This window comes from Planococcus sp. TJ-302, assembly GCF_058268455.1.
Map to the genome: position 1 here is coordinate 1,634,821 of NZ_JBZDOI010000001.1, position 25,348 is coordinate 1,660,168.

Sequence of the window (25,348 nt, forward strand, 5' to 3'; positions counted from 1 at the left end):
CCTCTTTAATCAGATTTCGTTGTCGATTTGCGCACGCTGCAGCTTGCCGCTGAAATCAACATACACGCTCTTCCACTCTGTAAAGACGTCAAGTGCCGCAACCCCTGAATCGCGATGGCCGTTGCCGGTCCCTTTTGTCCCCCCAAATGGCAAATGAATTTCTGCCCCTGTGGTCCCAGCATTGATGTAAACGATTCCCGTATCCAAATCTCTTTGCGCTTTGAATGCACGGTTGACATCACTCGTGTAAATTGAGCTTGATAATCCGTAAATCACGCCATTATTCACTTCAATTGCTTCTTCAAAGCTCGATACTTCTATGATTGACACGACAGGGCCGAAAATTTCCTCCTGGGCAATCCGCATATCCGGCAGTACATCCGTAAACACTGTCGGAGCGTAATAGTTGCCTTTGTCTAGCGGTGCTCCACTCAAAACTACACCGCCAATCAGCAATGCAGCGCCTTCCTGCTGGCCTACCTCCACATAGGAATGGATTTTTTCCAAAGCTTTTTTATTGATGACCGGACCAACTTTAACCGTTTCATCCAAGCCATCCCCGATCGTTAAGATTTTCACTTTTTCAAGCAGCCGTCTTTGCAGTTCCTCTTTGATGTCCTTATGGGCAATGACACGGCTGCAAGCCGTGCAGCGCTGGCCGGCTGTTCCGTATGCGCTCCATAAGATTCCTTCGACTGCAAGATCCAGATCCGCATCATCCATGACGATCACTGCATTCTTGCCGCCCATTTCCAAAGACACTTTCTTCAAGTTACGTCCTCCAGCTTCAGCCACTTTGCGGCCGGTTTCCGTTGAACCTGTAAACGAAATCACTTTGATATCCGGATGTTCGATCATCGCTGTGCCCACTTCAGCACCAGAGCCGAATACAATATTCGCCACCCCTGGAGGCAATCCCGCCGCCTCGAAGATTTTAGCCATTTCAAAAGCCATCATCGGCGTTTCCGTAGCCGGCTTCCAGAGAAACGCATTGCCCGCTACAATGGCCGGAAACGACTTCCATGTTGCAATCGCCACGGGGAAATTCCAGGGAGTGATCAATCCGACAACCCCAATCGGAGAGCGGACGCTCATCGCAAATTTGTCTGCCAGTTCAGAGGGTGTCGTTTCACCGAACATGCGACGTCCTTCACCAGCCATATAAAAAGCCATGTCTATGCCTTCCTGCACCTCTCCGCGCGCTTCTTCGATGACTTTGCCCATCTCCTTGGTCAGTACTTGCGCCAACCGTTCTTTATCTTCTTTCATCAACCTTCCAATTTCATATAAATAATCCGCTCGTTTCGGAGCCGGAACTTTCGCCCATTTCTTCTGCGCTGTTTTTGCCGCTCGAGCCGCTGCATCGACATCAGCCGTTGTAGACATTTGGACTTGAGCCAATTGTTCGCCCGTAGCTGGATTCGTTACTGGAGTAAAATTTGAATTAGCCGCTTCCTGCCACTCGCCGTTCACGTAATTCGTCAACTTCATTTTCCATTCCTCCTTGGCACGCCATTTTTGAAACTGCTCTCATGGTTATTATTTCACACGGATTTTGAAACTACCAGCTTTTATGAGAAATATTAGAATTTTCTTTCTACGATAATATACAGCTTATATAATGCCACTTGGTTGGCGAAACATCCAAAAGTAAAAATAACCCCATTCAAGATTTATTAAGATAATAGACCTGAATTAGAAAGTGCGTTCCCCTGCATGCTTGTGTAGTTTGTGCCATTTAAAAGAAATTCTCCATATTCTATTGACACTGACGGTTCGTCATAGTCTAATCAGTAATTAGAGGTGATAGTCATGTACAAAGTACAGGAAGTGGCAAAAATTGCAGGAGTCAGTGTTCGCACTCTCCACCATTATGACAGCATCGGGCTGCTCAAGCCCTCAAATATCGGTTCCAACCGTTACCGTTATTATAACGACGAAGATTTGAAGCTGCTGCAGCATATCCTATTTTTCAAAGAACTTGGATTCTCTTTGAAAAAAATACAGGAAATTGTTGCTCTTGGATTTGATGCGAATTTCGCGTTGGCGCAGCACATCGAGTTTTTACGCCTGAAAAAAGAGCGTATGGAAGCATTGATTGAAAGCGCTGAAATGACGCTTTTGGAAAACGCGGGCGCGGAAACACTTTCCAATGAAGAACGTTTTGCAGCTTTCGCTGACAAGAAGAACATGGACGATATCTCAAAATATAAAATGGAGATTCCAGAACTCTTGGAAGATGAAGTGTCTGAAGAAAGGTTTGAAGCTGCAGAAGAAGCGGAATTGCTTGTGAATATGGCAGTAATCGACGAAGCTGCTGCTATTGAAGAGCCTGTACATATTGAAACGGCAAAACCGGAAAAAGAAGAAGAAGACTTGGATGAGATCAACCTTGAAGGAAACCGGATTTACAATGCAGTCGCAGCATTGATGCATCTGCCGCCGTACGCGGAAGAAGTGCAGATTGAAATGAAGGCGTATTACACGCTTTTGAACCGTTTTTACGATTGCACGCCAAGAATGTTCCGCGGCCTTGCAGATTTATACGCGTCTGACAGCCGCTTCGCGAACAATATCGATCAGCATGGAAAAGGCCTTTCAACTTACTTGAAGGAAGCCATGTACGATTACGCGGCTGCATTACAGGATGCGTGAACTCATCGGCCCCTGCAGCAATTGTGGAAAAGACATCTATTGCCTTGATGGCTTTTTGGACGGCGTCTATATAGACGGTGAGCTCTTTTGTTTTGACTGCTCGGAAGAAGAGGAGGAAATGGCACAAAAGTAGACACTTTTGTGCCATTTCTTTTCCGTTCTTTTAAATTCAGAATTTTATTTCATCTTTTATAGAAATGAGTGGCGTGTTCATGTCTCTTCAGAAAAGAATATTTTTATACGGCGCTTTGTTCATTTCCGCCATTATGGTGCTGGCTGGCGGCCTATTTTACGTCACCATATCTGGCGCCATTGAAGAACAGGTCGGCCAGCGGGCGTTGGATATTGCCGTCACTTCAGCCGAGCGCCCCGATATTATAGAAGGATTCAAAGCGGACGACCCGGTGGCGTCCATACAACCGATTGCTGAAAAAATCCGCACCCAAACCGGCGCCGAATATGTGGTCGTCGGCAATACTGAAAGCATCCGCTATTCTCATCCCATTGTCGGAAGGCTCGGACAAAAGATGATCGGCGACGACAACGAAAAAGCTTTACAGGACGGCATTGCTTATATTTCCGAGGCAACAGGTTCCCTGGGACCAGCCTTGCGAGGAAAAGCACCCATTTTTGACCAAGACGGCACCATCATCGGCGTCATTTCAGTCGGGTTCTTAAAGACGGATATGGCTGGAACGTTCCATGCCTATCTGGATTCCATCAGCAGCATCGTCATGGCGGCGGCTGTCATCGGCGCCTTCGGTTCGATGCTGCTTGCGCGCAGCATCAAGAAAACCTTATTCGGCCTTGAACCTGCTGAAATCGCCAACCTGTACAATGAACGGAACGCGGTAATTGAATCGGTCCGGGAAGGCATCATCATGGTGAACAAGTCGGGCGAAATCACCATGGCGAACGCTTCAGCGCATGACATGTTAGAGCTGCCTGAAGACATGAGCCTGCTGGGTATCCCCATCGAAGACATTTTGCCGAACACGATGCTTCCTCAAGTGTTCCAAACGGGCGAATCCCAATTCGATCGCCCCATGACAATACGCGGCAAGAAAACGATCGTCAATCGCATCCCCATCAGTTTTGATGATGAAATCGTCGGGGCCGTCTCCAGTTTCCGACTGCAAGCGGATATTGAAGGGCTGCGGAGTGAATTGTCACAAGTCACACAATATGCTGAAGCTTTGCGCGCTCAGACACATGAACACCAGAATTTCCTTTACACGATATCCGGCCTGATTCAGCTTAACTCGCTCGAAGAAGCGATGCAGCTAATCCATCACGAAACTGAAGAACAGCAATCACTTGTCCAGTTCGTGACGCAACGGCTCCAAGACCCATTTTTAGGCGGTTTGGTCATTGGCTTGTTCAATCGCGCGCGTGAATTGAAAGTGAAAATGCTGCTCGATGAAGAAAGTTATATGAAAGGGCTGCCCCCTCACCTCGAAAAAAGTTTGTTTGTCTCGATACTCGGCAATTTAATTGTTAATGCATTCGAAGCGGTCGAGCACTTGCCGGAAAGCGAACGTACGGTGCGCCTGTTAATAGTGGACAATGGCAGCGAAATTCTCTTGGAAGTTGAAGATTCGGGTCCGGGTCTTAAGCCGGAACTCATGCCTTTGCTGTTCAAAGAGCGCGTCTCCACTAAACAAGGCGGCGACCGCGGCTATGGTATGGTCAAAGTTTACGAAAGCGTCCGCGACCTCCAAGGGGAGATCGCTATCGAAGCTGGCGATTTAGGCGGTTCGTTATTCATTATTTCGATAAAATCGGAGGAACTAGCATGATTGAGATTCTAATCATTGAAGACGATAAACGCATTGCCGACATCCACAGACGCTTCATCGAAAAGATGGAAGGTTTCCAAGTGGTCGGCTCTGCCCATAACGGAGCGGAAGCCAAGGATTGGATTCAAGCGCTTCAGCCTCAACTGATTTTGCTCGATGTCCATTTGCCAGACATGAAAGGAACGGAATTATTGCCTTTCATCCAGCAGGAAAGCACCGACTCGGATATCATTTTCATCACAGCGGCTTCTGAGACGGACATCGTGAAAAAAGCGTTCCGCGCAGGCGTCGCCGATTATATCCTCAAACCGCTGACTTTTGCACGATTTGAAGAAAGCCTGGTTGCCTATAAGGAAAAAAGACGGTCATTGGAAAAGGCCGGTTCGCTGGACGAGGAGTCTATCCAGAAATTATGGAATTTGAACCGCAGTGCCTCAAGCGAACCTTTTGCTACACCGAAAGGCATCGATCCGAATACCATGGCCCGCATCAAAGAACGTTTGGCAATGGCTGAGCTGGGAATGACTGCGGAAGAAATGGGCGCCGCGTGCGGCATGAGCCGGTCTACTGCCCGCCGTTATCTGGAACACCTGGTATCTGAACGGCTGGCAGTGGCAGAATTGCTTTATGGCACAATCGGCCGGCCAGAGCGCCGCTACTTTCCGCAGCCGTGAACTTTATGCACAAAAATGATTAATTGAACAATATCCCTCTTATTTCCACAAACGATCAATTGAATAAAAGTTCTGATAAATTAAAGACAGCGCATGAAAGCGCTGTCTTTTACTATTTCAAAGGGGATGATTAATATGTTGAAAAAAATGATTTCTGTTTCATTAGCCGGTGTCTTGGCTTTAAGTTTGGCAGCCTGTTCTTCCGGAGGAGAAACGCAAGGAGCGGGTGAATCAGCGAATTATCCAGAACGTGGAATGTCCATTGTTGCCCCTTCGGGAGCTGGCGGCGGGTGGGATTTGACAGCGCGGTCCATTGCTAAAACCATGAACAATACAAAATTGATCGAAGAGTCGATCACGGTTGAAAACAAACCAGGCGGCGGCGGTGCAGTATTTATGGCGGAATACGCCACTAAAGAAGTGGACAACGATTATATGCTGATGGTGAAATCTCCGCCAATTTTGATCAACAACAATAAAGCTGAAGGAAACAGCCCTTATGGCTATAAAGATACAACTCCACTGGCGCAATTGACGCGTGATTACGGCGCAATCGTCGTCAGAGCCGATTCAGAATTCAATACGCTCGAAGATTTGCTGGAAGCAATCAAAGCAGACCCAACTTCCATCACATTGGCCGGCGGTTCAGCTCCAGGTTCGATGGACCACCTAGTCGGCATCCTTCCTGCTTTCGAATACGGTATTGATCCAAAGTCAGTAAAATACGTATCGTATGATGGCGGCGGCGAAGCGGTAGCATCTTTGCTCGGCAATAACGCAGATGTCATTGCAACGGATGCTTCGACGATTGCTGAATACGTTCGCTCTGGTGATGTGAAAGTTCTGGCAGTAAGTTCTCCTGAACCTCTTGAAGGCGAGTTGAGCGATGTCCCTACTTTTAAAGACGCTGGAATTGATGCAGAATTCACAATCTGGCGCGGAATTTTCGGACCTAAGAATATGTCAGATGGCGCAGTTGACTATTGGTCAACGAAATTGAAAGAGATGTCCGAAACGGAAGAATGGAAAAAAGAATTAGAGCAGAACGGCTGGCAGCCTGAGTACAAAGATGCCGCTGGTTTTGAAGAATACTTGAAAACACAAGAACAAGTGATTGTTGAACTGTTGACGGCGCTTGAGATGCAAAAATAATGAAGGAGCGGCTTCGGCCGCTTTCTTGATTTTGAAAGGAGTAGAAGGCAATGAGTAAAACGTTTGACCGCTTTGCAGGAATCGCTTTTTTGCTGATTGGGCTGCTGTTCGTACTGGAAAGCCGAAAAATATCCGAAAGCTCGTACGGCTCAGAAGTCGGACCAGATATCTTCCCTATTGGCTTGGGCATCCTTTTGATCCTGTTGAGTGCACGGTTGATTTATGAAACTTTCCGCTACCAGGTGATACAAGGAGAAATGGAAAAAGTCCAGTATGGCAAGTTTATTGTGCTGTTTGTCAGCGCAGTGCTTTATGCAGCACTTCTTGAACCTCTGGGATATGTCATCACGACTTTCCTGTTCTTGTTAATCGCATTCCAGACGATGGAGCGCGGCAAATGGATTCAAACCCTTGTCATCGCCAGCATTTTTTCTTTCGGAGTCTATTATTTGTTCGCTGAATTCCTAGGCGGTTCCTTGCCAGGGTTTCCGGTATTCTAACTTGAAAGGCGGAGAATTATGAGTACATTACAATTTCTTATGGATGGATTCGGTGTCGCTTTTCAATGGCAGAACATCCTCTTTGCATTTGTCGGCGTATTGATCGGAACAGCGGTCGGGGTGCTTCCGGGCATCGGCCCTATGAGCGGCGTTGCGCTCCTGATTCCGGTCACAGCCACATTAACTGCTGGCCTTCCCCCTGAAGCGGCCGCCGCCAGCTCCATCATTTTATTGGCCGGCGTATACTATGGGGCAATGTATGGCGGTTCGACAACCTCCATCTTACTGAACACTCCTGGAGAATCCTCTTCAGTCGTCACTACGCTCGACGGCTACCAGATGGCGCGGCAAGGGCGGGCGGGTGCAGCATTGTCCATTGCTGCCATCGGTTCGTTCGCCGCAGGCATAATTTCACTGATCGGCCTTGTGCTGCTGGCAAAACCGTTATCGAATATCGCACTGCAATTCGGGCCAGCCGAATATTTCTCGTTGATGCTTCTTGGTCTTGCTGCGGTTAGCGGACTCGCCGGAAAATCAATGACAAAAGCGCTGATGATGACAGTCTTCGGCCTTATGCTCGGGACCATCGGCATCGATGCCGTTTCAGGCATTGCGCGCTTCACTTACGATTTGCCGATTTTGTATTCAGGTCTTGAATTTTTGACGATTGCTGTCGGGTTATTCGCTTTAGGGGAAGTATTCAAAACAGTCCTTGAACGTGATCACGAAGAAGGCGCAATTGCCAAAATCGGCCGCATTTTGCCGACAAAGCAAGATTTAAAAGACAGTACCGTACCGATATTGCGCGGTTCGTTCCTGGGTTTCTTCATCGGCGTTCTGCCTGGAGCCGGCGCTACATTGGCTTCGTTCTTCTCTTACATCACAGAAAAGAAATTCAGCAAAACTCCTGAAAAATTCGGCACTGGCGCAATTGCTGGTGTAGCGGGCCCGGAATCCGCAAATAATGCAGCTTCTGGCGGCGCATTGATCCCCTTGCTGACACTCGGCATTCCAGGATCAGGTACAACCGCTATCCTCATGGGTGCATTGATCATGTACAATATCCAGCCAGGCCCATTACTTTTTGACGATCACCCTGAAGTAGCGTGGGGATTAATCGCCAGTATGTTCGTCGGAAACTTGATGCTGTTGGTGCTGAATATGCCATTGGTCAAAGTATTTGCTAAGATTATTCAAACACCGAAGAAATACTTGTTGCCGATCATCATCGCCATCTCTTTCTTCGGCGTCTACGCAGTGCAATACACGACATTCGATTTGTACCTATTGCTTGCTTGCGGCGTACTCGGCTATCTGCTCGTGCGGAATGATTTCCCAGTCGCTCCATTGGTATTGGCATTAGTGCTTGGTCCAATGATCGAAAACAATATGCGCCGCGCACTGACAATCTCGAACGGAGACTTCTCTATTTTCGTTACCAAGCCGATCTCGCTTGTGCTCTTGATCGTCGCTGCCGCTTGGCTGCTCGTGCCGCTGCTGCTGAAATTCAAAGGCCGCGCCATTATTGTCAATGAAGAAGATTGAAACAGAAAAAAGCCGTCCCGAGGGGCGGCTTTTTCTGTTTTTACACTTCAGTTGTTGTTTTCAATGCGTTCAGGCGCTCCTGGACTTGTGCTCCATCCAAGCCGTGCTCAAACGCATAGCGGTTGCGCGGATGTTCGCGGCATTCATCAGAACATGAACGCATATACTTATGCTCGTTTTCTTCTGATGCTAGTATTTTCGCGTTGCATTCAGGGTTAGCACAGTTTACATAGCGCTCACAAGGTTCGCCTGTAAAATGGTCTTTGCCGACGATGACGTGTTCCTTTTGGTTTACCGGTACGGCGATGCGCTCATCAAAAACGTAGAGCTGGCCATCCCAAAGTTCCCCTTGCACTTCAGGATCTTTGCCGTAAGTGGCAATCCCGCCGTGCAATTGTGAAACATCTTCAAAGCCTTCTTTTTTCAGCCAGCCAGAAAATTTCTCACAGCGGATTCCGCCTGTGCAATACGTCAAAATTTTCTTACCTTCGAAGATTTCTTTGTTGTCGCGTACCCATTCAGGCAAATCGCGGAAGTTTTCAATATCCGGCCTTACCGCACCGCGGAAATGGCCAAGATCAAATTCATAATCATTGCGTGCATCAAGAACGATTGTATCTTCTTCTTGCATCTGTTTGTAGAATTCAGAAGGCTCCAGGTATTTCCCGGTCAATTCGTTCGGGTTGATATCATCTTCCAAGCCCAAATGGACAATCTCTTGTTTCGCGCGCACATGCATTTTTCTGAAGGCATGGCGGTCAGTCGCGTCAATTTTGAATGGCATATCCGCAAAGCGCTCGTCTTGTTTCATCAATTCTACATAAGCATCAGTTTGCTCGACCGTACCTGAACACGTGCCGTTAATGCCTTCATGTGAAACAAGGATGCGGCCTTTCAAACCGATTTCCTTGCACGCAGCCAAATGCTCTGCAGCAAATACTGTTGGATCTTCGATTTCTACGTACTTATAGTACAGTAGAACATTGTGTGTATGATTTTGCATGAATCATTACCACCCTACTCTTTTCAATTTGTTCTCTTCACCGGAACGGCGTTAAAAACCTAGACTATTTTATAATAAATTCCGGCAAACTTCAACTTTCTCATAATTGAAAACAGCATCATAAGATGTTAACAGACCCGGTTTTCCACCGATTTGCCTTCAAGGCATGCAGCAATTGCTTGGGCATTCATTTCCATCATCGCCAAGCGCGTTTGGACGGTAGCGCTGCCGATATGCGGCAGCACCGTCAAGTTCGGCAATGACAACAGAGAATGGTCAAGCGGCAGCGGCTCTGTTTCAAAGACGTCGAGGCCGGCACCCCAGATTTTTTTCGCTTTGAGCGCTTCGTATAAAGCTTTTTCATCAACAATGCCGCCTCGCGCAACATTGATGAGGCAAGCGGTTTCTTTCATAAGAGACAATTCACGTTCTCCGATCATGCCTTGTGTTTCTTGAGTCAGCGGCGTCAGAATGACGACATAATCCGATTGCTGCAGCAAGTCGTCAAGCTGAGCATATTTGACGTCTTCAAAGCTGCGGCGGGTCCGGTTATGATACAACACCTTCATGCCGAAGCCCTGAGCCCGTCTCGCAACCGCTTCGCCGATGCGCCCCATGCCGATGATGCCGAGCGTCGCTCCTCCGACGTTGCGTCCCGCCATTCCCATCGGCGACCACGACTTCCAGTCTCCAGAACGCACGGACTCTTCCGCTTTGATAATGCGCCGGGCAGTTGCCAGCAATAACGCAAATGTAAGATCCGCTGTGCTTTCTGTCAAGACATCGGGCGTATTCGTCACCATGACACCTCGCTCGTGGGCGGCGTGGATATCGATATTATTATAGCCAACTGCCAGATTCGAAACGATTTTTAAATTCGGTGCGGCTTCCAGCAATTCGCGGTCCACCTTATCGGACAGCATCGTCCATAAAGCGTGCGCTTCCTTTGCCTGCTTCAAGATTTCTTCCCGCGGCGCCGGCGCTTTCTCATCGTGCCACATGCGCACTTCGTAAGATTCATTCAAGCCGGCGACAGCCTCGTCCGGCAATTTCTGTGTGATAAAAATGATAGGTTTCATTTGGACCCTCCGTCTCTTTATTATCAAACAATTATATCAATTTAAAAAACTGCTGGCAATTGCCGGCAGTTTTTGGAAATTCTATTTTGTTTAATCCATCGGCCGGCTGCGAATCTTTTTCACGTAAAACCATACTGCCGCTAGTGCAACGATTACGATCAAAGCATATACCACATTGGAATAAATATCAAACTGCTCCATAATAGCTGCCCGGTTCACCCCTACTGCTTCGCCAATAAAAACGAGGACAGTATTCCATAGCAAAGTTCCCAGTGTCGTGAATGTGATGAACAGCCAAAATTTCGTATTTGCCATGCCTGCAGGAATCGAAATCAAGCTCCGGATAAGCGGAACCAGCCGCGCGAAAAAGATGGTCCAGATGCCATAGCGGTCGAACCAGGCATCTGCCCGGTAGATATCCGCCCGCTTGACACGCAAGACGCGGCCATATTTATCAACGATTTTCTCCAACCGCTCAACATCCAGCAGCAAACCAAGGCCATACAAGACAACCGCACCGCTTACTGATCCCGCCGTCGAAGCCAAAATCACTCCTGGAATTGTCATATTCGTAGAGGTTGTCATAAAGCCCCCCACTGTCAAAATGACTTCCGAGGGGATAGGCGGGAAAACGTTTTCCAACATAATAAGAAAAAATATTCCAAAATAACCGTAATCAGACATAATGTCTATAATCCATTGTTCCATTTGCTGTCTCCTTTACTGCTCTTTCCCGAACTTCATTTTTACCGACCATAATTCTGATCGGCTGCCAATCCGGATCGGTGGCCCCCAGAATCCGAATCCTGACGACACGAGAAAATGGGTTTTCTCGATCAAACGGTGGCCGTAATCCAACTCAAAGACTTTTTTAGTGATCCAGCTATTTGGCCACATCTGCCCTTTATGGGTATGGCCCGATATATGAAAATCAGCTCCAAGTCGAACCGGCATTTTTAAATCAGAAGGCGTATGGTCCATGACGATCCAAGGCAGGCCTTTTTCAGGCGCAAGCTTCTCGAGTGGATGCCGTTCGCCATTTGTCCGGTCTTCCCGTCCTGTTAAATAGAAACGCTCCGCGACCAAAATAGTTTCATCGCGCAGAATCCGAACGCCGGAGTCTTCCATCACTTTGACGAGGAGCGGAATTTTACGTCCGTAATATTCATGATTTCCAAGAACACCGTATACTCCAAGCAGAGCTGTCAAGCGCTCCATTTCCTCCTGCATCCCGTAACGCGCATACCACACCGGATCATCATCGACCAGATCTCCTGCTAAAAATACGGCATCCGGCTTAAGATTGTTGGCCCTATCAACAAATCGCTTCAGATGCCGTTTGCCTGACAGCACGCCCAAGTGAAAATCCGAACCCACGACAATATGCAATGGTTCTGCCGGCACATCGCCCACTGTTATCTCCAATTCACGAATGGTCGGACTATAAGCCAAATAAGAACCGACCAGTAAAATCAACAACATCGCCGCCGCGACGGCATTGCCGATATAAAATGCTTCACGCGGCCAATCCACCAAAACGCTCACCAAATTGGCAACGGGGAACAACACAATTGCATATTGTAAAAAGGCAAACCAATAAGAGCCGATAATGGTAAATGCCAACCAGTTATGGCCGATGCGGCCGATGAAAAAACTGAAGGCAATGATCGTCCAAATGCCAGCGAACAGCCACGGTTTCACTGAAATCCATAAGGCGATCCATAAATATGTGTTCCATCCCAAATAACTGATCAGTGCCAAGTAAATGCCGAACGCACCTACAATGGCGGCAAACTGTTTCATACAATATTTCCTCTTTTCCTGCTATATAAATTGAATTAAAGAATTAGTATAAATATACCGCTTCTGCGCTTTGGACAGAGCAAAGATTATGCTCCTGCGCAAGCTCGTCGCAAAGGAAATGGTCCAAATTCCATTTGGCCATCTCCTTGGCTCCCTCAATAAGCCGCGAAAACCACTCGTCTCATTGCTTCGCCCAGTCCGAAGGCGCGCCGGCGCTGAGAGAAGTCTCTGGAGATATGGAGCAAAACAGTTGCGACTCCTGCGGAATAGCGAGACTCCCGAGACCCCGCAGGGAGCCTAGCGACCGAGGAGGCTTGGGAGCGAGCCCGCGGAAAGCGCAGCTGTTTTGCGGAATATCCGCTATTATTGATTATTAGTTCAACTTATATATATCTAAAAAACATTATAGCACTTACTCCCAAAACTACCTTCCCGAACGCCACTACGCCGCAAGCCCTAGTTAAAGATGCAGTCAAGGTCCGTATTCCAAAAGCCGTGCGCTTGGTAACATGAAGATAGAAATTGAGAGGAGGAAATAACAATGAATAAGTTTTGGATGATCACACTCGGCATTATCGCCGGAATCATCGTCTTGTCGAACCTGGGAGCAATTGTCGGGCTCGCTGTGTCAGCGTTGATCATGTACGCAGGTATCCATTATTACCTGAGAAGCATTTCCCTCGCTGCTAAAATTTGGTGGGGCGTCGTCGGTGCCGCCGGTGCAATCTCAGCAATCTCAAATGTCCCAGCTTTGCTCGGCGTGGCGGCAGCAGCCGGCCTGTGGATGATTTACCGCAATTGGAACGGACGTCCCGTTTCGTTTCAAGACGCAAAAGACCCTTTTACGAACTTTGAAAGCCAATGGCAGAAATTAAACAAATAAGGAGGAATCGGCATGACAACTTTATGGGAACGCTTGAAATTCGCTGTAGCCACTGACGTGGATATGGTGATGACAAAGAAGGAAGAAAAAAATCCACTAGCTGCTTTGAACCGCTTTATTGCGGAAGCCCAAAAACAGACGGAAACGACAGGCAAATGGGTGGAACGCCAAGCTCAGCTGACAGCTAAACTGGAGCAGGAGCTATCGGAAGCGTCTGCGATGGCTGAAAAACGACAAATGCAGCTTGGGTTGGCAAAAGCTTCAGGTGAAAGCGATTTGTCACGATTTGCTGAACTGGAAGTCGCAGCCTATTCGAATCGTGTCAGGGAATTGGAACAAAGCCTTGCTGAAAATCTTGAGGAAATCACTCGCCTAGAGCAGCGATTCGAGGAGATGCAGCATAAAGTGAAAGATATGAAATTGCGGCAGCTGCAATTGATGGGGAAAGAGAATGCGGCACGCGCGCATTATCAAATGGACAAAGTCTTAGCTTCCGGCTTCGAAACAGAAAGTTTGGGATCAGGAAACATGTCCGCATTTATTAACGGCCTGGGAAGCGAAGCGGAAGAGGTGCAACAACGCTCAACAATGGAACACCGCTTGGAATCGCTCGAAAAAAACAGCGCACAGCAAAAAGAAATTGGGTAAACTAGAGTGAGAAGAAGGTTTCCTTCTTCTCGCTTTTCCGCTGCAAAGAAGGAGGAAAAACCATGATGAACCACTGGACCACCAATAAAAAAGCACTGATTTTATGGTGCGCCTTATTGCTCATTTTTATAGAAGTTGCCTTTTTTGGAAATGGCAGCGTATTTTTGGTTCTTCTTGGCATTGGAATCTTGTATTACGCCATGAGTAAAGCGCCAGAGTCCCGCAAAGCTTATGTTTGGACTGCTGTCATCTTGATCGGTATTGCGGTGCTGTCGATGTGGAGTTTGAGGCTGATCGTTTTTGCGGTTGCCATCTATTTGCTGATCCGCCTATGGAAAGGCGAAGAGTGGGAGCAGCAGCTGCCGATTGGCGGCGGCGACAAAGGCCCCTTCCAAAATAAATTTTTCGCTGCCCAGCAAACGCCGATTGAAGCATATGAATGGAAAGATATACACATCCAAGGGATTGCCGGTGATTTACTCATTGACGCAACCCAGACGGTGCTGCCGAAACAAACCTCATTAATTTCCATTCGCCAAGGGTTCGGTAAAGTGAGAATCATTGTACCTTATGAAGTTCCGGTGCGCGTCTACTACTCTACCCTCTTAGGGGACGCACGTTTTTTCAACGCTGAAAAAGAACGCATTTGGAATAGTTCGCTTCATGTCGAGGATGGCTATCCCGCTGACGGCAAAGTTGAAATGATCATTGCAATCACGACATGGATGGGGGATGTCGAGGTGATTCGCCGATGAGACAGATCCTGCCGCGCAGCCTTTTCTTCATGGCCTTGTTCGCTTTTATCGTTTTCTGTATCCTGGCAGTGCTGCTGGGGCTTCCGACTTTCGCCGCGTGGTCCGTGCTGTGGGAGGATTTCGTTGCCGGATTGCCGTTCGGCATTTGGCTGCTCGTGTTGGTGCTTGCGCTGTCAATCGGCATTGCTTGGTGGTCAGAATCAATGTCCCGCGCAAAAGTGCAGGATATCGAGGAAATTTTTCAGGCTTTGTTGCGCAACGAAGACCACACTGTCATTGAAGCTGCCCATATGAAATCGCTGCCGGCCAATTTGGCTTCTTCTATTTTAAAACTCCAGAAATTGCTGGAATCTCAGCGCAGAAGCTTGGCGCGCATTTCCAATGAACGCGCGGAAACCCAGGACAAAGTGATTCAGGAACGCCTAATCATGGAACGCCAGCGGCTGGCGCGCGAATTGCATGATTCAGTGTCTCAGCAATTATTTGCTGCATCTATGCTGCTGTCTTCAATGACAGAGCGTGAACATGCCGCACCAGCTCTGCTGCAGACGGAAAAAATGGTTCAGCAAGCACAACTGGAGATGCGCGCCTTGCTGCTCCATCTCCGCCCTGCTGCGCTCCACAATAAAACCTTGCGCCAAGGATTGGCTGAACTGATCGCCGAACTAAAGGAAAAAGTCTATTTCGATATCGATTCCAAATTGGAGGAAGTTCTCTTGCCAAAAGGCGCGGAAGACCATCTCTTCCGCATCGCCCAAGAAACTCTTTCGAATACACTGCGCCATTCGAAAGCCACCGAAGTCCATATCCTTTTTGTCGAACGGGACAATTTCGCCATTTTGCGCATCCAAGATAATGGCGTAGGTTTTGAAAGCCATCAATCAAAATCCACTTCATATGGCTTGAAGCATATTGAAGAACGGGCCATTGAAATCGGCGCCGTCAGCAAAATCGTTTCCGTGCCTTCCGAGGGCACTATCGTTGAAGTGAAAGTCCCTATTGAAAGGAAGGTTTCTGATGATCCGAATCTTATTAGCCGATGACCATGAGATGGTCCGAATTGGTGTTTCCGCCTATCTCCAATCGCAGCCGGATATGGAAGTTGCCGGCGAGGCGGCAAATGGTGAAGAAGCTGTGAAGATGGCGCTCGAATTGCGGCCGGATGTTATTTTGATGGACATGGTTATGCCCATCATGAACGGGGCGGAAGCGACCGACGCCATCATCACCCTTTGGCCGGAAGCGAAAATCATGATTGTCACCAGCTTTCCAGATGATGATAAAGTTTACCCTGCATTGAAAGCCGGGGCGGTAAGCTATATTCTGAAAACGTCCAAAGCATCTCGCATTGCAGAATCTATCCGCGCTACGATGAACGGTACACCTGTCCTTGAGCCGGAAGTGATGGCCAAGATGATGAAGCAGATGCGCCGCAGCCATGTTCCTCATGAAGATCTGACAGACCGCGAAATGGAGATCCTGCTGCTGATTGCATCGGGCTACAGCAACCAGGAAATTGCGGATGAGTTATTCATCGCGCTGAAAACGGTCAAGACACATGTCAGTAATCTTTTGGCTAAACTCGAAGTCCATGACCGCACTCAAGCGGCTATCTATGCGTTTCAACATCGCCTCATCTCCCCTCCGCAATGAGGGGTTATTTTTTTCCATCAAAAAAAGGCTGGAAGCTCATGCTTCCAGCCTTTTTCAAATTCCTTTCAAGACGGCACTACGATGTAATAGACGCTCGCTAAAAACAAGAACGCAAGGAATGCCGCCCAATACGCTTTTTTATTAGTAAAGTTCTGTGTCGTTTTCAAGATTTTTGCACTGACAAAATACATCCATACAATACCCGCCAGCAGCAAGACGATGACTACAGGTCCGCCTTCTCCCCAGCCTGCCAAATAGGGTACGCAGAGCAGACCCGGCAGCATTGCGACAGGCGAGGCAAGATTGATCTCCCTGAAAAGTGCCTTGCCGCCGAACCCTTTCGCCCCCGCCCATAACAGCAGCGCCAGGCCGATTTTCGTGATGACTGCCGATAACAAGCCAAAAAGAATGAATATCAGCGGTACAAGGAAATTTTGCAGCACGGGCGAATCGAAGTTCGCTATGTATGAGGCATTCGACGCGATTGAAATCGCGCCGTAGCCTACTCCGGTAACCAGCAAAATAAGATTGCTGATCACCTTGATATTCGGTGAGTTTAAAAATGCCCCAAAATATGTTTCATTCAACGCCACCATATTCCTGACCATTTTAATCACTCCTTTTTCCATATCTTACATGCCCCAAGGCATCAGCGCCCATACAGCAACGATTGCAGACAATACGACCGTTACGCCCGCGCCGACTTTGCTGTTGTAGCGGTAAGCTTTGATATCTTTCCATCCGTGGATCCGTTCGACCAATTCGATATCCGATTGTTTGGTCAAGTTTTTTGCCAGTGACGGCATGCGGTTCGTGATATACGACACCACAATCAGCAAGATAAAGCTGACCGGAACAGCCAGCATTGCGCCTGATAGGCCCATGCCGTCTGTCACTGCGTGCCCGGTCAAGACGATACTCGGGAAGACGAAAGGCGATACGACGATATACAAGATTCCGCCGACGATCGAGGCTGCCATCGCCCCATATTTATTTGCTTCTTTCCACCATACGCCGACAATGATAAGCGGCGCATTTGTCACTCCGGCGAGACCGAATGCCCAAAGGATGCTGACCACCAGGAATGCGGGCGGTTGGATCGCCAATAGGATACTGACGACACCGCCAAGGAAAATCGCTACAAAGCCAAGGCGCAGATTCACGCGCTGAGAAATATTCGGTTTCAATGTAGCAACAATGTCTTGGGACAGCAAAGCGCCGATTGCCAGCAAGTTGCCGCTCAATGTAGAAACACCGGCTGAAATGGCGCCGGCGATGACTAATGCCGTCACCCAGTCAGGGTTGTAAACCAAGTTAAGGATGATTGTCAATTTGTCTGCGTCTTCCGGTGAAATCTGCAACCCTTGCGTAGTTGTCGCATAGACCCCGACAAAGCCCATCGCGTAAGTAGCTGAGAATACCAATCCTAGGATAAAGGCGAACCAGACCATCGCTGCCCGCGCGCTCTTCAGGTTTGATGCTGTGTAAACACGCATCGCCAAATGGGGAAGCCCCAAGGCACCGATTGTCAAAGCCGGGATAATCGAGAAATACCATTTAGGCGAAAATTGATAGTCGAAAAAAGTCGGCAGTGCGTCTAGCATCGCCGGGACCATATCCGCATACAATAATGGCGGGAAATACCAGCCAGTGCCACCGACCGCTTTCATGATCGCCCCTAAAGGAACGATGAACATCAAAGCCATGATGACCATCTGGATTGCCGCGTTATTGGTCGCTCCAGCCATGCCCCCTACTGTTATATAGCCGACAATAAGCAAGCCGCCGACAATCAAACCGGTCAAGTACGGAATACCCAATAATGTTTCGAAAGTTACGGCGATGCCGATCATCTGGCCAAGCGCGTACATAATAGAGACGAGAATCATGAACAACGCAGCAATGATAGATGCCGATTTGCCGTAGCGGTCGCGGATAAAATGCGTTGGAGAAAAAGCTCCCATCCGGCGCAGGCTTGTCCCGTAAATGATGGTGATCAGTGGAATCGCTAAAATCAGCTGAATCCACAGCATGATGAATGGCACCTGCAATTGAAGAATAAGTGCTGTAATCCCTAAAAACGTCGCTAGACTCATGTACGTTGCTGACATGGCAAGGCCATTTACAAGCGCCCCTGTATTAGATTTGCCGACATACAGCTCCTTAGCAGAAGTACTTTGGCGGTTCGATATAAAACCGACTATATAGAATAACAGGAACGTGGCTATAATAACGCCAAGACCCAACCACGGATTATCTAATTGCCAATTTTGGTTTTCCATTCCTTACACCCCTTCCGTATCGCGGGACTTATCGAGCATATCGTTTTCTGCATCAATTTCATCATCGATGCGATTGCCGATGATCCCTGCAATAATCGTCAATAGGAACACGCCGAACCACCCCATCAGAATCGGCAAGATGTACTTTAATGGAAACCCTAAGAAAATTGCATCAGTCGGGAAAATCGAGAAAATCAGTCCAACATTTCCCACCAGGATGAAAGCTGCCGTCATCCAAATTGTGAATTGCACTTCTTTTTTGTAAGCCTTCATTGCATGCTCCCCCATTTCGTGAAATAAATTACTGCCCCTTGTACACCGTCTGAGCGTGCGCTCATTTCCATTCCATAATTTCCCTCCCCTTCTTTATTTTAAGAGTAATGACCTTTTGATTGTAACCGCTTTCCCGATTTTAAGTCAAACTAATTTTCTAATAATTATAATAACTCCTGCATATTTTATTATCCGAAACAAATAAAAACCAGCCTATAGTCTGGACTACGGGCTGGCTCTCTTTAACTATTATGCACTTTTAACGGTTACTGTCACTTTGAATAAATCTCCGTCCACTTCAATCTTCAATGCGCCTCCGTGAAGTTCGACAATCGACTGGGCAATGGCAAGTCCTAAACCTGAGCCTTCTGTCTGCCGTGAAGCGTCGCCGCGCTTAAAGCGTTCGAATAGCTCATCCGGATTGCCTCCAAGCTCATAGCGAGTGATGTTTTTGATGATGAATTCCGCATCGCCCTCCACCTCGTTCAGCGACACGAAAACCCGTGTGCCCGGCAGCGCGTATTTCAGTGAATTCAAAATCAGGTTATCCAGCACACGCCACCACTTTTGGCCGTCCGTATAGATGTATAGTGGCTTGTCACCAATCGATACGCGAAAATCCAAACCGGATTGCTCAATGTCTTCCGCATGTTCAGCAAGTGCCTGCTGCAGCAATTGCGCAAAATCAAGCTTCGTCCGGTGCAGCTCGATATTGCCGCTGGCCATTTTGGATACTTCGAACAAGTCTTCAATCAGTGTCTTCAGGCGCTGTGACTTACGGTCGAGGATGCCAGCATAGGACAAGCGCTCCTCATCCGACAACACCGGCGCTTTCAGCAAATCGGTATATGTGATGATGGAAGTCAGCGGTGTACGCAAATCATGGCTGACATTCGTGATCAATTCCGTTTTCAACCTTTCGCTTTTCGCCTGCTCGGACATCGAAATTTTAACGCCTTCTTTCAAGCGGTTCAGTTGCCGTGCGTGATTGGCAAGCGGCGAAGAGCCGCGGACCGGCACCGCTTGGTTCAGCTGCCCCATCGCCATCGCTTCCGTTTCCTGCATCAATACATTCAAATAGCTGAAGCGCTTCAACATCATCACGAGCACCGGAATACCGATGAAGAACGTGGCTGGCAACCATACTAGCAACATCCCCGGAATGGCAATGGACAGCATCGTACCGAAGCCCCAAAAGAAAATCACAGTCAATAAAATCAACGACTGGACGCCGATCGATTTGTTCAAGAAAACCTGTTTGAGTCCCTTTACGTTGCGGTGAAGGATGCTTTTCTGAAACTCGTGTTTTAACAACGCAGGCTTTTTGTAATAAGCCGTGAGCCAAATCACCTGCAAAATCGCAAGTGCGGTGACGGCTAGTACGACGATAAACTCGCCTCCTAGGCTAAGTACGTAGCTCACATAATTGCTTGACCAGCTGTTCATCAAGCTCGTGTTGAAGTTTCCAGCAGCAAATAAGGCATAAATGGCAGCGAGGAAAGCTGCGAGCAGCCGTCCTTCCATCGGCCAGCCTGCCCATTTTTCAAACAGCCGGCTGAATGTGAACCATTCCCAGCGGAAAGGCAGCAGCACGATTACTGCAATCATTACTCCCGCTACAGCTACAGACAATAGATAAGTGAAAGTCTTGACGAAATTGAATTGATTGAAGTTGTTGCCGCTTTCAGATGCTGCGAGCAGTTCACGATCAACTTGAATCACCCCTTCAAAAGCCGCCTCATTAACTGTCTCCTCCATACCCGGCATAAAGTAATCACTTTCACTTTTGTTCAATGGCCGTGCTGCCGTATAGTTTTTTTCGTACACCGGATCTTTCGAAAGTTCTCCTTTCGTGAAGACTTCGCCGGTCTCGGTATTTTTCAATTCATAGACATAATAGGTGTAATTAGCAGCGAATGATGGTTTATCCGCATATACATCCTTCAACGACCTGGCGATTTCCTCCTGCCATTCAGCTTTTAATTTTTCCGCAACTACTTCATCGTCTGAAAAATTGCTTTGGATTGCCGCGATTTTGCGGTCGCGTTCTGCAACGAGAATTTTTTCCACGTCGCCGTTTCTTGCAGCTTTTGCCTCTTCGATATCGGCGGCATATTGGCTTTGAATATTTTCGACTTGGTCGGCGAGTGATCCATAGCGGGTGCGGTATTCTTCCATTTCGCTTTGGGTAACCGGTCTGTCTGCCAATTCTTCCGCATCGGGCGGCGCCAATTCAAACATGATCAAGCTATCGGTGTAATAAGCATAATCCATCTTGAATTGTTCGGAATCGGTGAACTGCTTGCCAAAATAACTGGGGACCGTTTCCATAAGAATGAAAAGGCCGAGAATAACAAAAGCCGTGGCTGCTAGCCATAACCATTTCTTCATCTTCAAATGTCCCCTTTCGACAACAAGCGCAGCGATGCCAGCAACTCTGCAGAAGATGTATTTTGAACCATTTCCAATATGAATGAACAACAGTAAAGCAAAGAAAACAATGCAATGATGACCGCTGAAATCGACCATAGATCATTTTTCCATTTTGTAGCCAATGCCCCACACCACCTTCAAATATCTTGGATTTTTCGGATCTGCTTCAATTTTTTCACGGATTTTCCGGATATGCACCGCTACAATGTTTTCAGCATTATAGGCGGGCTCGTTCCAGACGCGTTCATAAATTTCTTGGATGGAAAACACACGCCCCGCATTCGCCATCAATAATTCGGTCACTTTGAATTCAATCGGGGTCAATTTGATTGCCTCACCGTGCAGCGACACTTCTTTTGCTTCAGCGTCGAGTGCAAGGCCGTCAATTTCAATGCGCTGGTTTTTGTCTTCGTATGTACCTAGGCTAACGTAACGTCTAAGCTGTGATTTCACCCTTGCCACCAGCTCCATTGGATGAAAAGGCTTCGTGACGTAATCATCTGCACCAACCGAGAGGCCATGTATTTTATCAGAATCCTCTACTTTCGCACTGAGCATAATGATAGGAATATTGCGTTGTTCACGTATTTTAAATGTAGCAGCGATGCCGTCCATTTTTGGCATCATAACGTCGAGGATGATAACATGCACATCATTGATGTCCAACAACTCCAGCGCTTCAAGGCCGTTTGCCGCTTTCAGCACCCTATATCCCTCATTCTTCAAATAGATTTCGATGCCATCCCGGATGTCCTGGTCATCGTCAGTCACCAATACTGTAAATTGTCCCATTTCCCCACCTCTTTCATCTCTGTAATTTATTGTAAACGAAAATTCTTAAGGGTAGCTTAGGAATATTATGAAGAAATTCTTAAGAAAATAGCGGCAATCCATAGGATGCCGCTGTTTCTCAAGAAATGGGTTTCTTTTTAGCAAAAGTTAAGATGAGAATTCCCCCCAGTAACAGCAGGACGCCGGCCCAAGATACCGCACTCAACCGTTCACCGACGATGAAAACGCCGAGCAGCGCGGCGGTCAATGGTTCTCCGAGCGACAGCGTAACTGCCGATGAAGAAGGTATGTTTTTTAAGCCATATGAAAAAAGAATATACGATAAGCTTGTCGCGCCGATGCCTAAATAGACAAGGACCGCCAGATTGGCGGGATGCGCTAAATAGGAAATATCAAGTACTACTAAAAACGGCAGCAGCGCCAAAGCACCCAGTGAAAAAATAACGGCTACCGCTGGTACGGCATCCATTCGGTCGAGCACTTTTTTACTTGAAATTGCATAGCCCGCGAAAGACAGGCCTGCGCCCAGCGCCAAGACAATGCCGAGTGGGTCGATCACCGCTGCTTGCTTATCGGAAAAAAGCAGCAAGCAGCCAGCGATTGCCGATGCAGTTGCAGCGGCCCATACGCGGTCTGGCCGCCTTTTCATAATAAGCCATTCCAACAACCCGGAAAATACCGGCGCGCTGCCGATTGACGCCACCGTACCGATAGCGATGCCGGTCAGCTGCACCGAAGAAAAGAACAGCGGCTGAAATAGTGCCATTAATGCCGCCGACACCACTGCTGCTTTCCAAGGAATCTCTTTCCATATCAATTTTTTCGCAAGCAGTACAAAAGCCAACAGCGTAAAGCCGCCGATTCCAAGGCGCATGGCACCAATTGTCAGCGGGTGCGCGTCTCCTTCGATGAAACTTTGGGCGGTGCCGGTCGTGCCCCACAGCATAGCAGCCAGCAGCACCCATATGTATGGCCAATAATTCATGACATGCACCTCAAGTTAAGGCAAGCAACCCGCGCTTGCCGTTTTAGTATGTATGATTTTCTTAAAAGCTTAAGCGTTGCGAAAAGGCCTTATTCAACCGGCCTCAGCCATCCACCAATTAGCTTATCATTAATTGAATGGTTTGAGATAGCGCACTTCTTCTATTATAATAAAAGAAAAAGAGGAGATGATTCCATGTATATGACAGTCTCGGAAACTGCCGCTTTCCTGTCGATGCCTGAAGAACAAATAGCCCGCTATGTTTCAGAAGGCCGCATCCGCGCAGTCCATGACGGTGAACAATACCTGGTCAATACTTCTCAATTCGACACGCATTTCCAGCAGCTCGAGATCGCCAAACAAGCCTTGGAAGAATGGCAGATGACGCCGATTCCGGAAGATGTGGATATTAAAGACGAAGATTGATAGCTTGCAGCAAAGCATCCCGGCGATTAAATCGCCGAGATGCTTTTTAGTTGAGTTATTTAGGATAGCGGATCCATTGCCGCTGGCCTTCGATGATTTTTTTGTTGTCTTCGATCATCTTATCGTAGTTCAGCTTTTTCATTTTTTCAAAATCGCTGTCTGAAATCACCTTCAATCCATCTAAACTCTTTTGCATTTTTTCCGTGTTCTCTGTGATTCCTTGGATGAATTTCTGAGTTTCTTTGTCGAATCCATTCCAGGCTTCCTTTGTTTTTAAAAAAGAGGAAAAAGCCTTTATTTCCGAATTCTTTTTCAGCAAAATCTGCAGGTTCAAGAATTGATAAAGGGTCAGCAGATTTGCTGTTTCCTGGGTTTTCACAACATCCGCAAGGACAATTTCGTTGCGGATCAACACGTCCGTTTCGTAATAGCCTTTGTACTCTTTTACTAGCGATGAAAGCTTTTGCTGAATCTTCCATAGCTCATCAAATGCATTTCTTCCTGCTATCACAGCTGAATCCGAAGCAGGAACAGGAACACTTAGCGGCTTCGTAAAATAGGCTGCGTTTATTTTTAAAAAGTCCATGCCAATATTGAATATATTATTGCTTAAATCGCCAAAAAGAGCTAAATGGCGTTGAGCTTCCAACGCTTCTTCCCGGTTTTCTTCACCGGTCGTCAAATATGCCGTTGCAACAGAAGCATTATTCTTCGTGAAGCCCGCCATATAATAAGGTTTGCCGTTTACCATCCAATAAATGGGATTTACAAATACACCTTCTGTCCATTTTTTATGCTTCTTTACTTTTTTCAAGAGCAGTTTTGTTGTTTGTTCATCCATAATACATTCCTCATCCTCTACACCTTACTGTAAACATATTCCTTATTAAACATTTTAACCTATTTTTGAGAAATAAGTTTTGTATTGTCGAGATCTTTCCGGTAGTTTTTCAGAGCATTTTAGGCAAATAAAAAAAGCTTATGCTATTGCATAAGCTGAGGAATTGTCAAGCTGTTCAATTTTCGGGAAATGTGGCTGCCCCATTTTTCGAACTCGACCAGAAAACCGTCGTGCCCGAATTGGGTATCGATGATTTCCCATGAAGCATTGGGTTGGCTGGCTAGCCAAGGAATCATCCCTTCGCTCGGATACAGCAAATCGTGTGTGTAGGAAAGAGAGAGGATCTCCACTTCCATCCGGGATTCTGAAACATCATGAGTGTTCATAGCGTGGAGCAAAACTACATAGCTATTGGCGTCAAAGCGCTTCGCCAATTTCTGCCCCTGATAAGCCAAATAAGATTCTACTTGAAAAGTTCCTTTGCCTCCGGCACGCCTGAATCGCTCGTTAAACATCCCACCGCTCCGATATGTCACCATCCCTGCTATGCGGGCTATCTCAAAACCTTTCAAATCAGCGGAGTCCTCGTAGTTTCCGCCATTGAATTTCGGATCGTTCACGATCGATTGAATGCCGATAAAATTGAATGCGACGCCAAAATCGCTGTAAGCCGGCGTTACGGCAAGCGGGAAAATCGCTTTGACGAATTCCGGGTAACTGCGTCCCCATTCCAAGGTTTTCATACCACCTAGAGATCCGCCAATTACGGCGGCAAGACCGGTAATATCCAATTCACGTAAAGCAGCGTATTCCGCATTCACCATGTCCCGGATTGTGATGGCTGGGAATGCTGCCTTGTAAGGCGTTCCGGTATGTGGATTGATGGACAAAGGGCCAGTAGTGCCGCTGCATCCGCCCAGCACATTGAAAGTGATGACTTGGAATTTATCCGTATCTACGGCTTTCCCTGGCCCTGCCAGGCCTGCCCACCAGCCTGGGTTTTCCGCAGTGCCGACAGCCCATTGATCACCTGTCAAGGCATGGCATATAAGGACCACTGGGGCGCCTTTTTTCCCGCAGCGTTCATAGGCAAGTTCGACATTCGCAAGGATTCCCCCCGACTCCAGGGCCAAAGATCCGATAGATACGCTAGCCATTCCGCATTCC

The 25,348-nt window shown here is 47.6% G+C and carries 26 protein-coding genes; 12 read left to right on the forward strand and 14 right to left on the reverse strand.

Features of this window, described 5'->3' with window-relative positions; translation table 11 throughout:
* Window positions 1-9: 9 nt before the first annotated feature.
* A complete protein-coding gene (locus AC4EHB_RS07975) occupies window positions 10-1,491 on the reverse strand; it encodes an aldehyde dehydrogenase family protein (protein ID WP_490981158.1) in 1,482 nt (493 codons plus the stop codon).
* Between the two features lie 321 nt (window positions 1,492-1,812).
* On the opposite strand from AC4EHB_RS07975, the gene AC4EHB_RS07980 reads away from it, so the two are divergent.
* The 6 genes from AC4EHB_RS07980 to AC4EHB_RS08005 all read left to right on the forward strand — a co-directional run bounded on the left by AC4EHB_RS07980 (window position 1,813) and on the right by AC4EHB_RS08005 (window position 8,325).
* Entirely contained in the window at window positions 1,813-2,655 is an 843-nt protein-coding gene (locus tag AC4EHB_RS07980; RefSeq protein WP_490981159.1) for a MerR family transcriptional regulator, read from the forward strand.
* A gap of 212 nt (window positions 2,656-2,867) precedes the next feature.
* Window positions 2,868-4,454, forward strand: a complete 1,587-nt coding sequence (locus AC4EHB_RS07985) for an ATP-binding protein (protein ID WP_490981160.1) — start codon at window positions 2,868-2,870, stop codon at window positions 4,452-4,454.
* The gene (locus AC4EHB_RS07990; RefSeq protein WP_490975038.1) at window positions 4,451-5,128 is read left to right on the forward strand and encodes a response regulator; all 678 of its coding nucleotides are present in this window, start codon (window positions 4,451-4,453) and stop codon (window positions 5,126-5,128) included. Before AC4EHB_RS07985 ends, AC4EHB_RS07990 begins: the two co-directional genes overlap by 4 nt.
* Window positions 5,129-5,263: 135 nt before the next feature.
* Window positions 5,264-6,280: a Bug family tripartite tricarboxylate transporter substrate binding protein gene (locus AC4EHB_RS07995; protein ID WP_490975039.1), complete on the forward strand. Its 1,017-nt coding sequence runs from the start codon at window positions 5,264-5,266 to the stop codon at window positions 6,278-6,280.
* A gap of 50 nt (window positions 6,281-6,330) precedes the next feature.
* Entirely contained in the window at window positions 6,331-6,780 is a 450-nt protein-coding gene (locus tag AC4EHB_RS08000) for a tripartite tricarboxylate transporter TctB family protein (RefSeq protein ID WP_490975040.1), read from the forward strand.
* An 18-nt stretch (window positions 6,781-6,798) separates the two neighbouring features.
* On the forward strand, window positions 6,799-8,325 hold the full coding sequence (locus AC4EHB_RS08005) for a tripartite tricarboxylate transporter permease (protein ID WP_490981161.1): 1,527 nt from the start codon (window positions 6,799-6,801) through the stop codon (window positions 8,323-8,325).
* Window positions 8,326-8,365: 40 nt separating this feature from the next.
* Here AC4EHB_RS08005 and trhO read toward each other — a convergent pair whose 3' ends face one another.
* From trhO to AC4EHB_RS08025, 4 genes are all read right to left on the reverse strand, one after another.
* The gene (trhO, locus tag AC4EHB_RS08010) at window positions 8,366-9,328 is read right to left on the reverse strand and encodes an oxygen-dependent tRNA uridine(34) hydroxylase TrhO (protein ID WP_490975042.1); all 963 of its coding nucleotides are present in this window, start codon (window positions 9,326-9,328) and stop codon (window positions 8,366-8,368) included.
* Window positions 9,329-9,456: 128 nt separating this feature from the next.
* Window positions 9,457-10,407, reverse strand: a complete 951-nt coding sequence (locus AC4EHB_RS08015) for a 2-hydroxyacid dehydrogenase (RefSeq protein WP_490981162.1) — start codon at window positions 10,405-10,407, stop codon at window positions 9,457-9,459.
* 90 nt (window positions 10,408-10,497) lie between these two features.
* A complete protein-coding gene (locus tag AC4EHB_RS08020; RefSeq protein ID WP_490975044.1) occupies window positions 10,498-11,115 on the reverse strand; it encodes a DedA family protein in 618 nt (205 codons plus the stop codon).
* Between the two features lie 12 nt (window positions 11,116-11,127).
* Window positions 11,128-12,210, reverse strand: coding sequence for a metallophosphoesterase (locus tag AC4EHB_RS08025; protein WP_490981163.1), 1,083 nt, complete (start codon window positions 12,208-12,210; stop codon window positions 11,128-11,130).
* A gap of 541 nt (window positions 12,211-12,751) precedes the next feature.
* Here AC4EHB_RS08025 and AC4EHB_RS08030 point away from each other — a divergent pair.
* From AC4EHB_RS08030 to AC4EHB_RS08050, 5 genes are all read left to right on the forward strand, one after another.
* Entirely contained in the window at window positions 12,752-13,093 is a 342-nt protein-coding gene (locus AC4EHB_RS08030; RefSeq protein WP_490981164.1) for a lmo0954 family membrane protein, read from the forward strand.
* Between the two features lie 12 nt (window positions 13,094-13,105).
* Window positions 13,106-13,741: a PspA/IM30 family protein gene (locus tag AC4EHB_RS08035; protein WP_490975047.1), complete on the forward strand. Its 636-nt coding sequence runs from the start codon at window positions 13,106-13,108 to the stop codon at window positions 13,739-13,741.
* Window positions 13,742-13,803: 62 nt separating this feature from the next.
* Complete coding sequence (liaF, locus tag AC4EHB_RS08040; RefSeq protein ID WP_490975048.1) at window positions 13,804-14,496, forward strand: cell wall-active antibiotics response protein LiaF; 693 nt, start codon at window positions 13,804-13,806, stop codon at window positions 14,494-14,496.
* Entirely contained in the window at window positions 14,493-15,539 is a 1,047-nt protein-coding gene (locus AC4EHB_RS08045; protein WP_490981165.1) for a sensor histidine kinase, read from the forward strand. Before liaF ends, AC4EHB_RS08045 begins: the two co-directional genes overlap by 4 nt.
* Complete coding sequence (locus AC4EHB_RS08050) at window positions 15,514-16,149, forward strand: response regulator (protein WP_490975050.1); 636 nt, start codon at window positions 15,514-15,516, stop codon at window positions 16,147-16,149. The genes AC4EHB_RS08045 and AC4EHB_RS08050 overlap by 26 nt, the downstream gene beginning before the upstream one ends.
* 65 nt (window positions 16,150-16,214) lie before the next feature.
* On the opposite strand, the gene AC4EHB_RS08055 is transcribed toward AC4EHB_RS08050, so the two are convergent.
* From AC4EHB_RS08055 to AC4EHB_RS08085, 7 genes are all read right to left on the reverse strand, one after another.
* Window positions 16,215-16,757, reverse strand: a complete 543-nt coding sequence (locus AC4EHB_RS08055; protein WP_490975051.1) for a hypothetical protein — start codon at window positions 16,755-16,757, stop codon at window positions 16,215-16,217.
* A 24-nt stretch (window positions 16,758-16,781) separates the two neighbouring features.
* On the reverse strand, window positions 16,782-18,431 hold the full coding sequence (locus AC4EHB_RS08060; protein ID WP_490975052.1) for a sodium:solute symporter family transporter: 1,650 nt from the start codon (window positions 18,429-18,431) through the stop codon (window positions 16,782-16,784).
* A gap of 3 nt (window positions 18,432-18,434) precedes the next feature.
* A complete protein-coding gene (locus tag AC4EHB_RS08065) occupies window positions 18,435-18,704 on the reverse strand; it encodes a hypothetical protein (protein WP_490975053.1) in 270 nt (89 codons plus the stop codon).
* A 249-nt stretch (window positions 18,705-18,953) separates the two neighbouring features.
* A complete protein-coding gene (locus tag AC4EHB_RS08070) occupies window positions 18,954-21,095 on the reverse strand; it encodes a sensor histidine kinase (RefSeq protein ID WP_490975054.1) in 2,142 nt (713 codons plus the stop codon).
* Window positions 21,096-21,097: 2 nt separating this feature from the next.
* Window positions 21,098-21,259 (reverse strand): hypothetical protein, encoded by a 162-nt coding sequence (locus AC4EHB_RS08075; RefSeq protein ID WP_490975055.1) that lies wholly within the window; start codon window positions 21,257-21,259, stop codon window positions 21,098-21,100.
* Window positions 21,237-21,929 carry a response regulator transcription factor gene (locus AC4EHB_RS08080; RefSeq protein WP_490975056.1) on the reverse strand — a complete coding sequence of 231 codons (693 nt, stop codon included), beginning with the start codon at window positions 21,927-21,929 and terminating at the stop codon, window positions 21,237-21,239. Before AC4EHB_RS08080 ends, AC4EHB_RS08075 begins: the two co-directional genes overlap by 23 nt.
* Window positions 21,930-22,047: 118 nt before the next feature.
* On the reverse strand, window positions 22,048-22,914 hold the full coding sequence (locus tag AC4EHB_RS08085) for an EamA family transporter (RefSeq protein ID WP_490975057.1): 867 nt from the start codon (window positions 22,912-22,914) through the stop codon (window positions 22,048-22,050).
* A 195-nt stretch (window positions 22,915-23,109) separates the two neighbouring features.
* Between AC4EHB_RS08085 and AC4EHB_RS08090 the strand changes: the two genes are divergently transcribed.
* Window positions 23,110-23,340, forward strand: a complete 231-nt coding sequence (locus AC4EHB_RS08090) for an excisionase family DNA-binding protein (RefSeq protein WP_490975058.1) — start codon at window positions 23,110-23,112, stop codon at window positions 23,338-23,340.
* Between the two features lie 55 nt (window positions 23,341-23,395).
* Here the strand turns inward: AC4EHB_RS08090 and AC4EHB_RS08095 are convergent, their stop codons facing one another.
* Window positions 23,396-24,181: a hypothetical protein gene (locus AC4EHB_RS08095; protein WP_490975059.1), complete on the reverse strand. Its 786-nt coding sequence runs from the start codon at window positions 24,179-24,181 to the stop codon at window positions 23,396-23,398.
* A 143-nt stretch (window positions 24,182-24,324) separates the two neighbouring features.
* Complete coding sequence (gene metX, locus AC4EHB_RS08100; protein WP_490981166.1) at window positions 24,325-25,338, reverse strand: homoserine O-acetyltransferase MetX; 1,014 nt, start codon at window positions 25,336-25,338, stop codon at window positions 24,325-24,327.
* Window positions 25,339-25,348 lie beyond the last annotated feature (10 nt).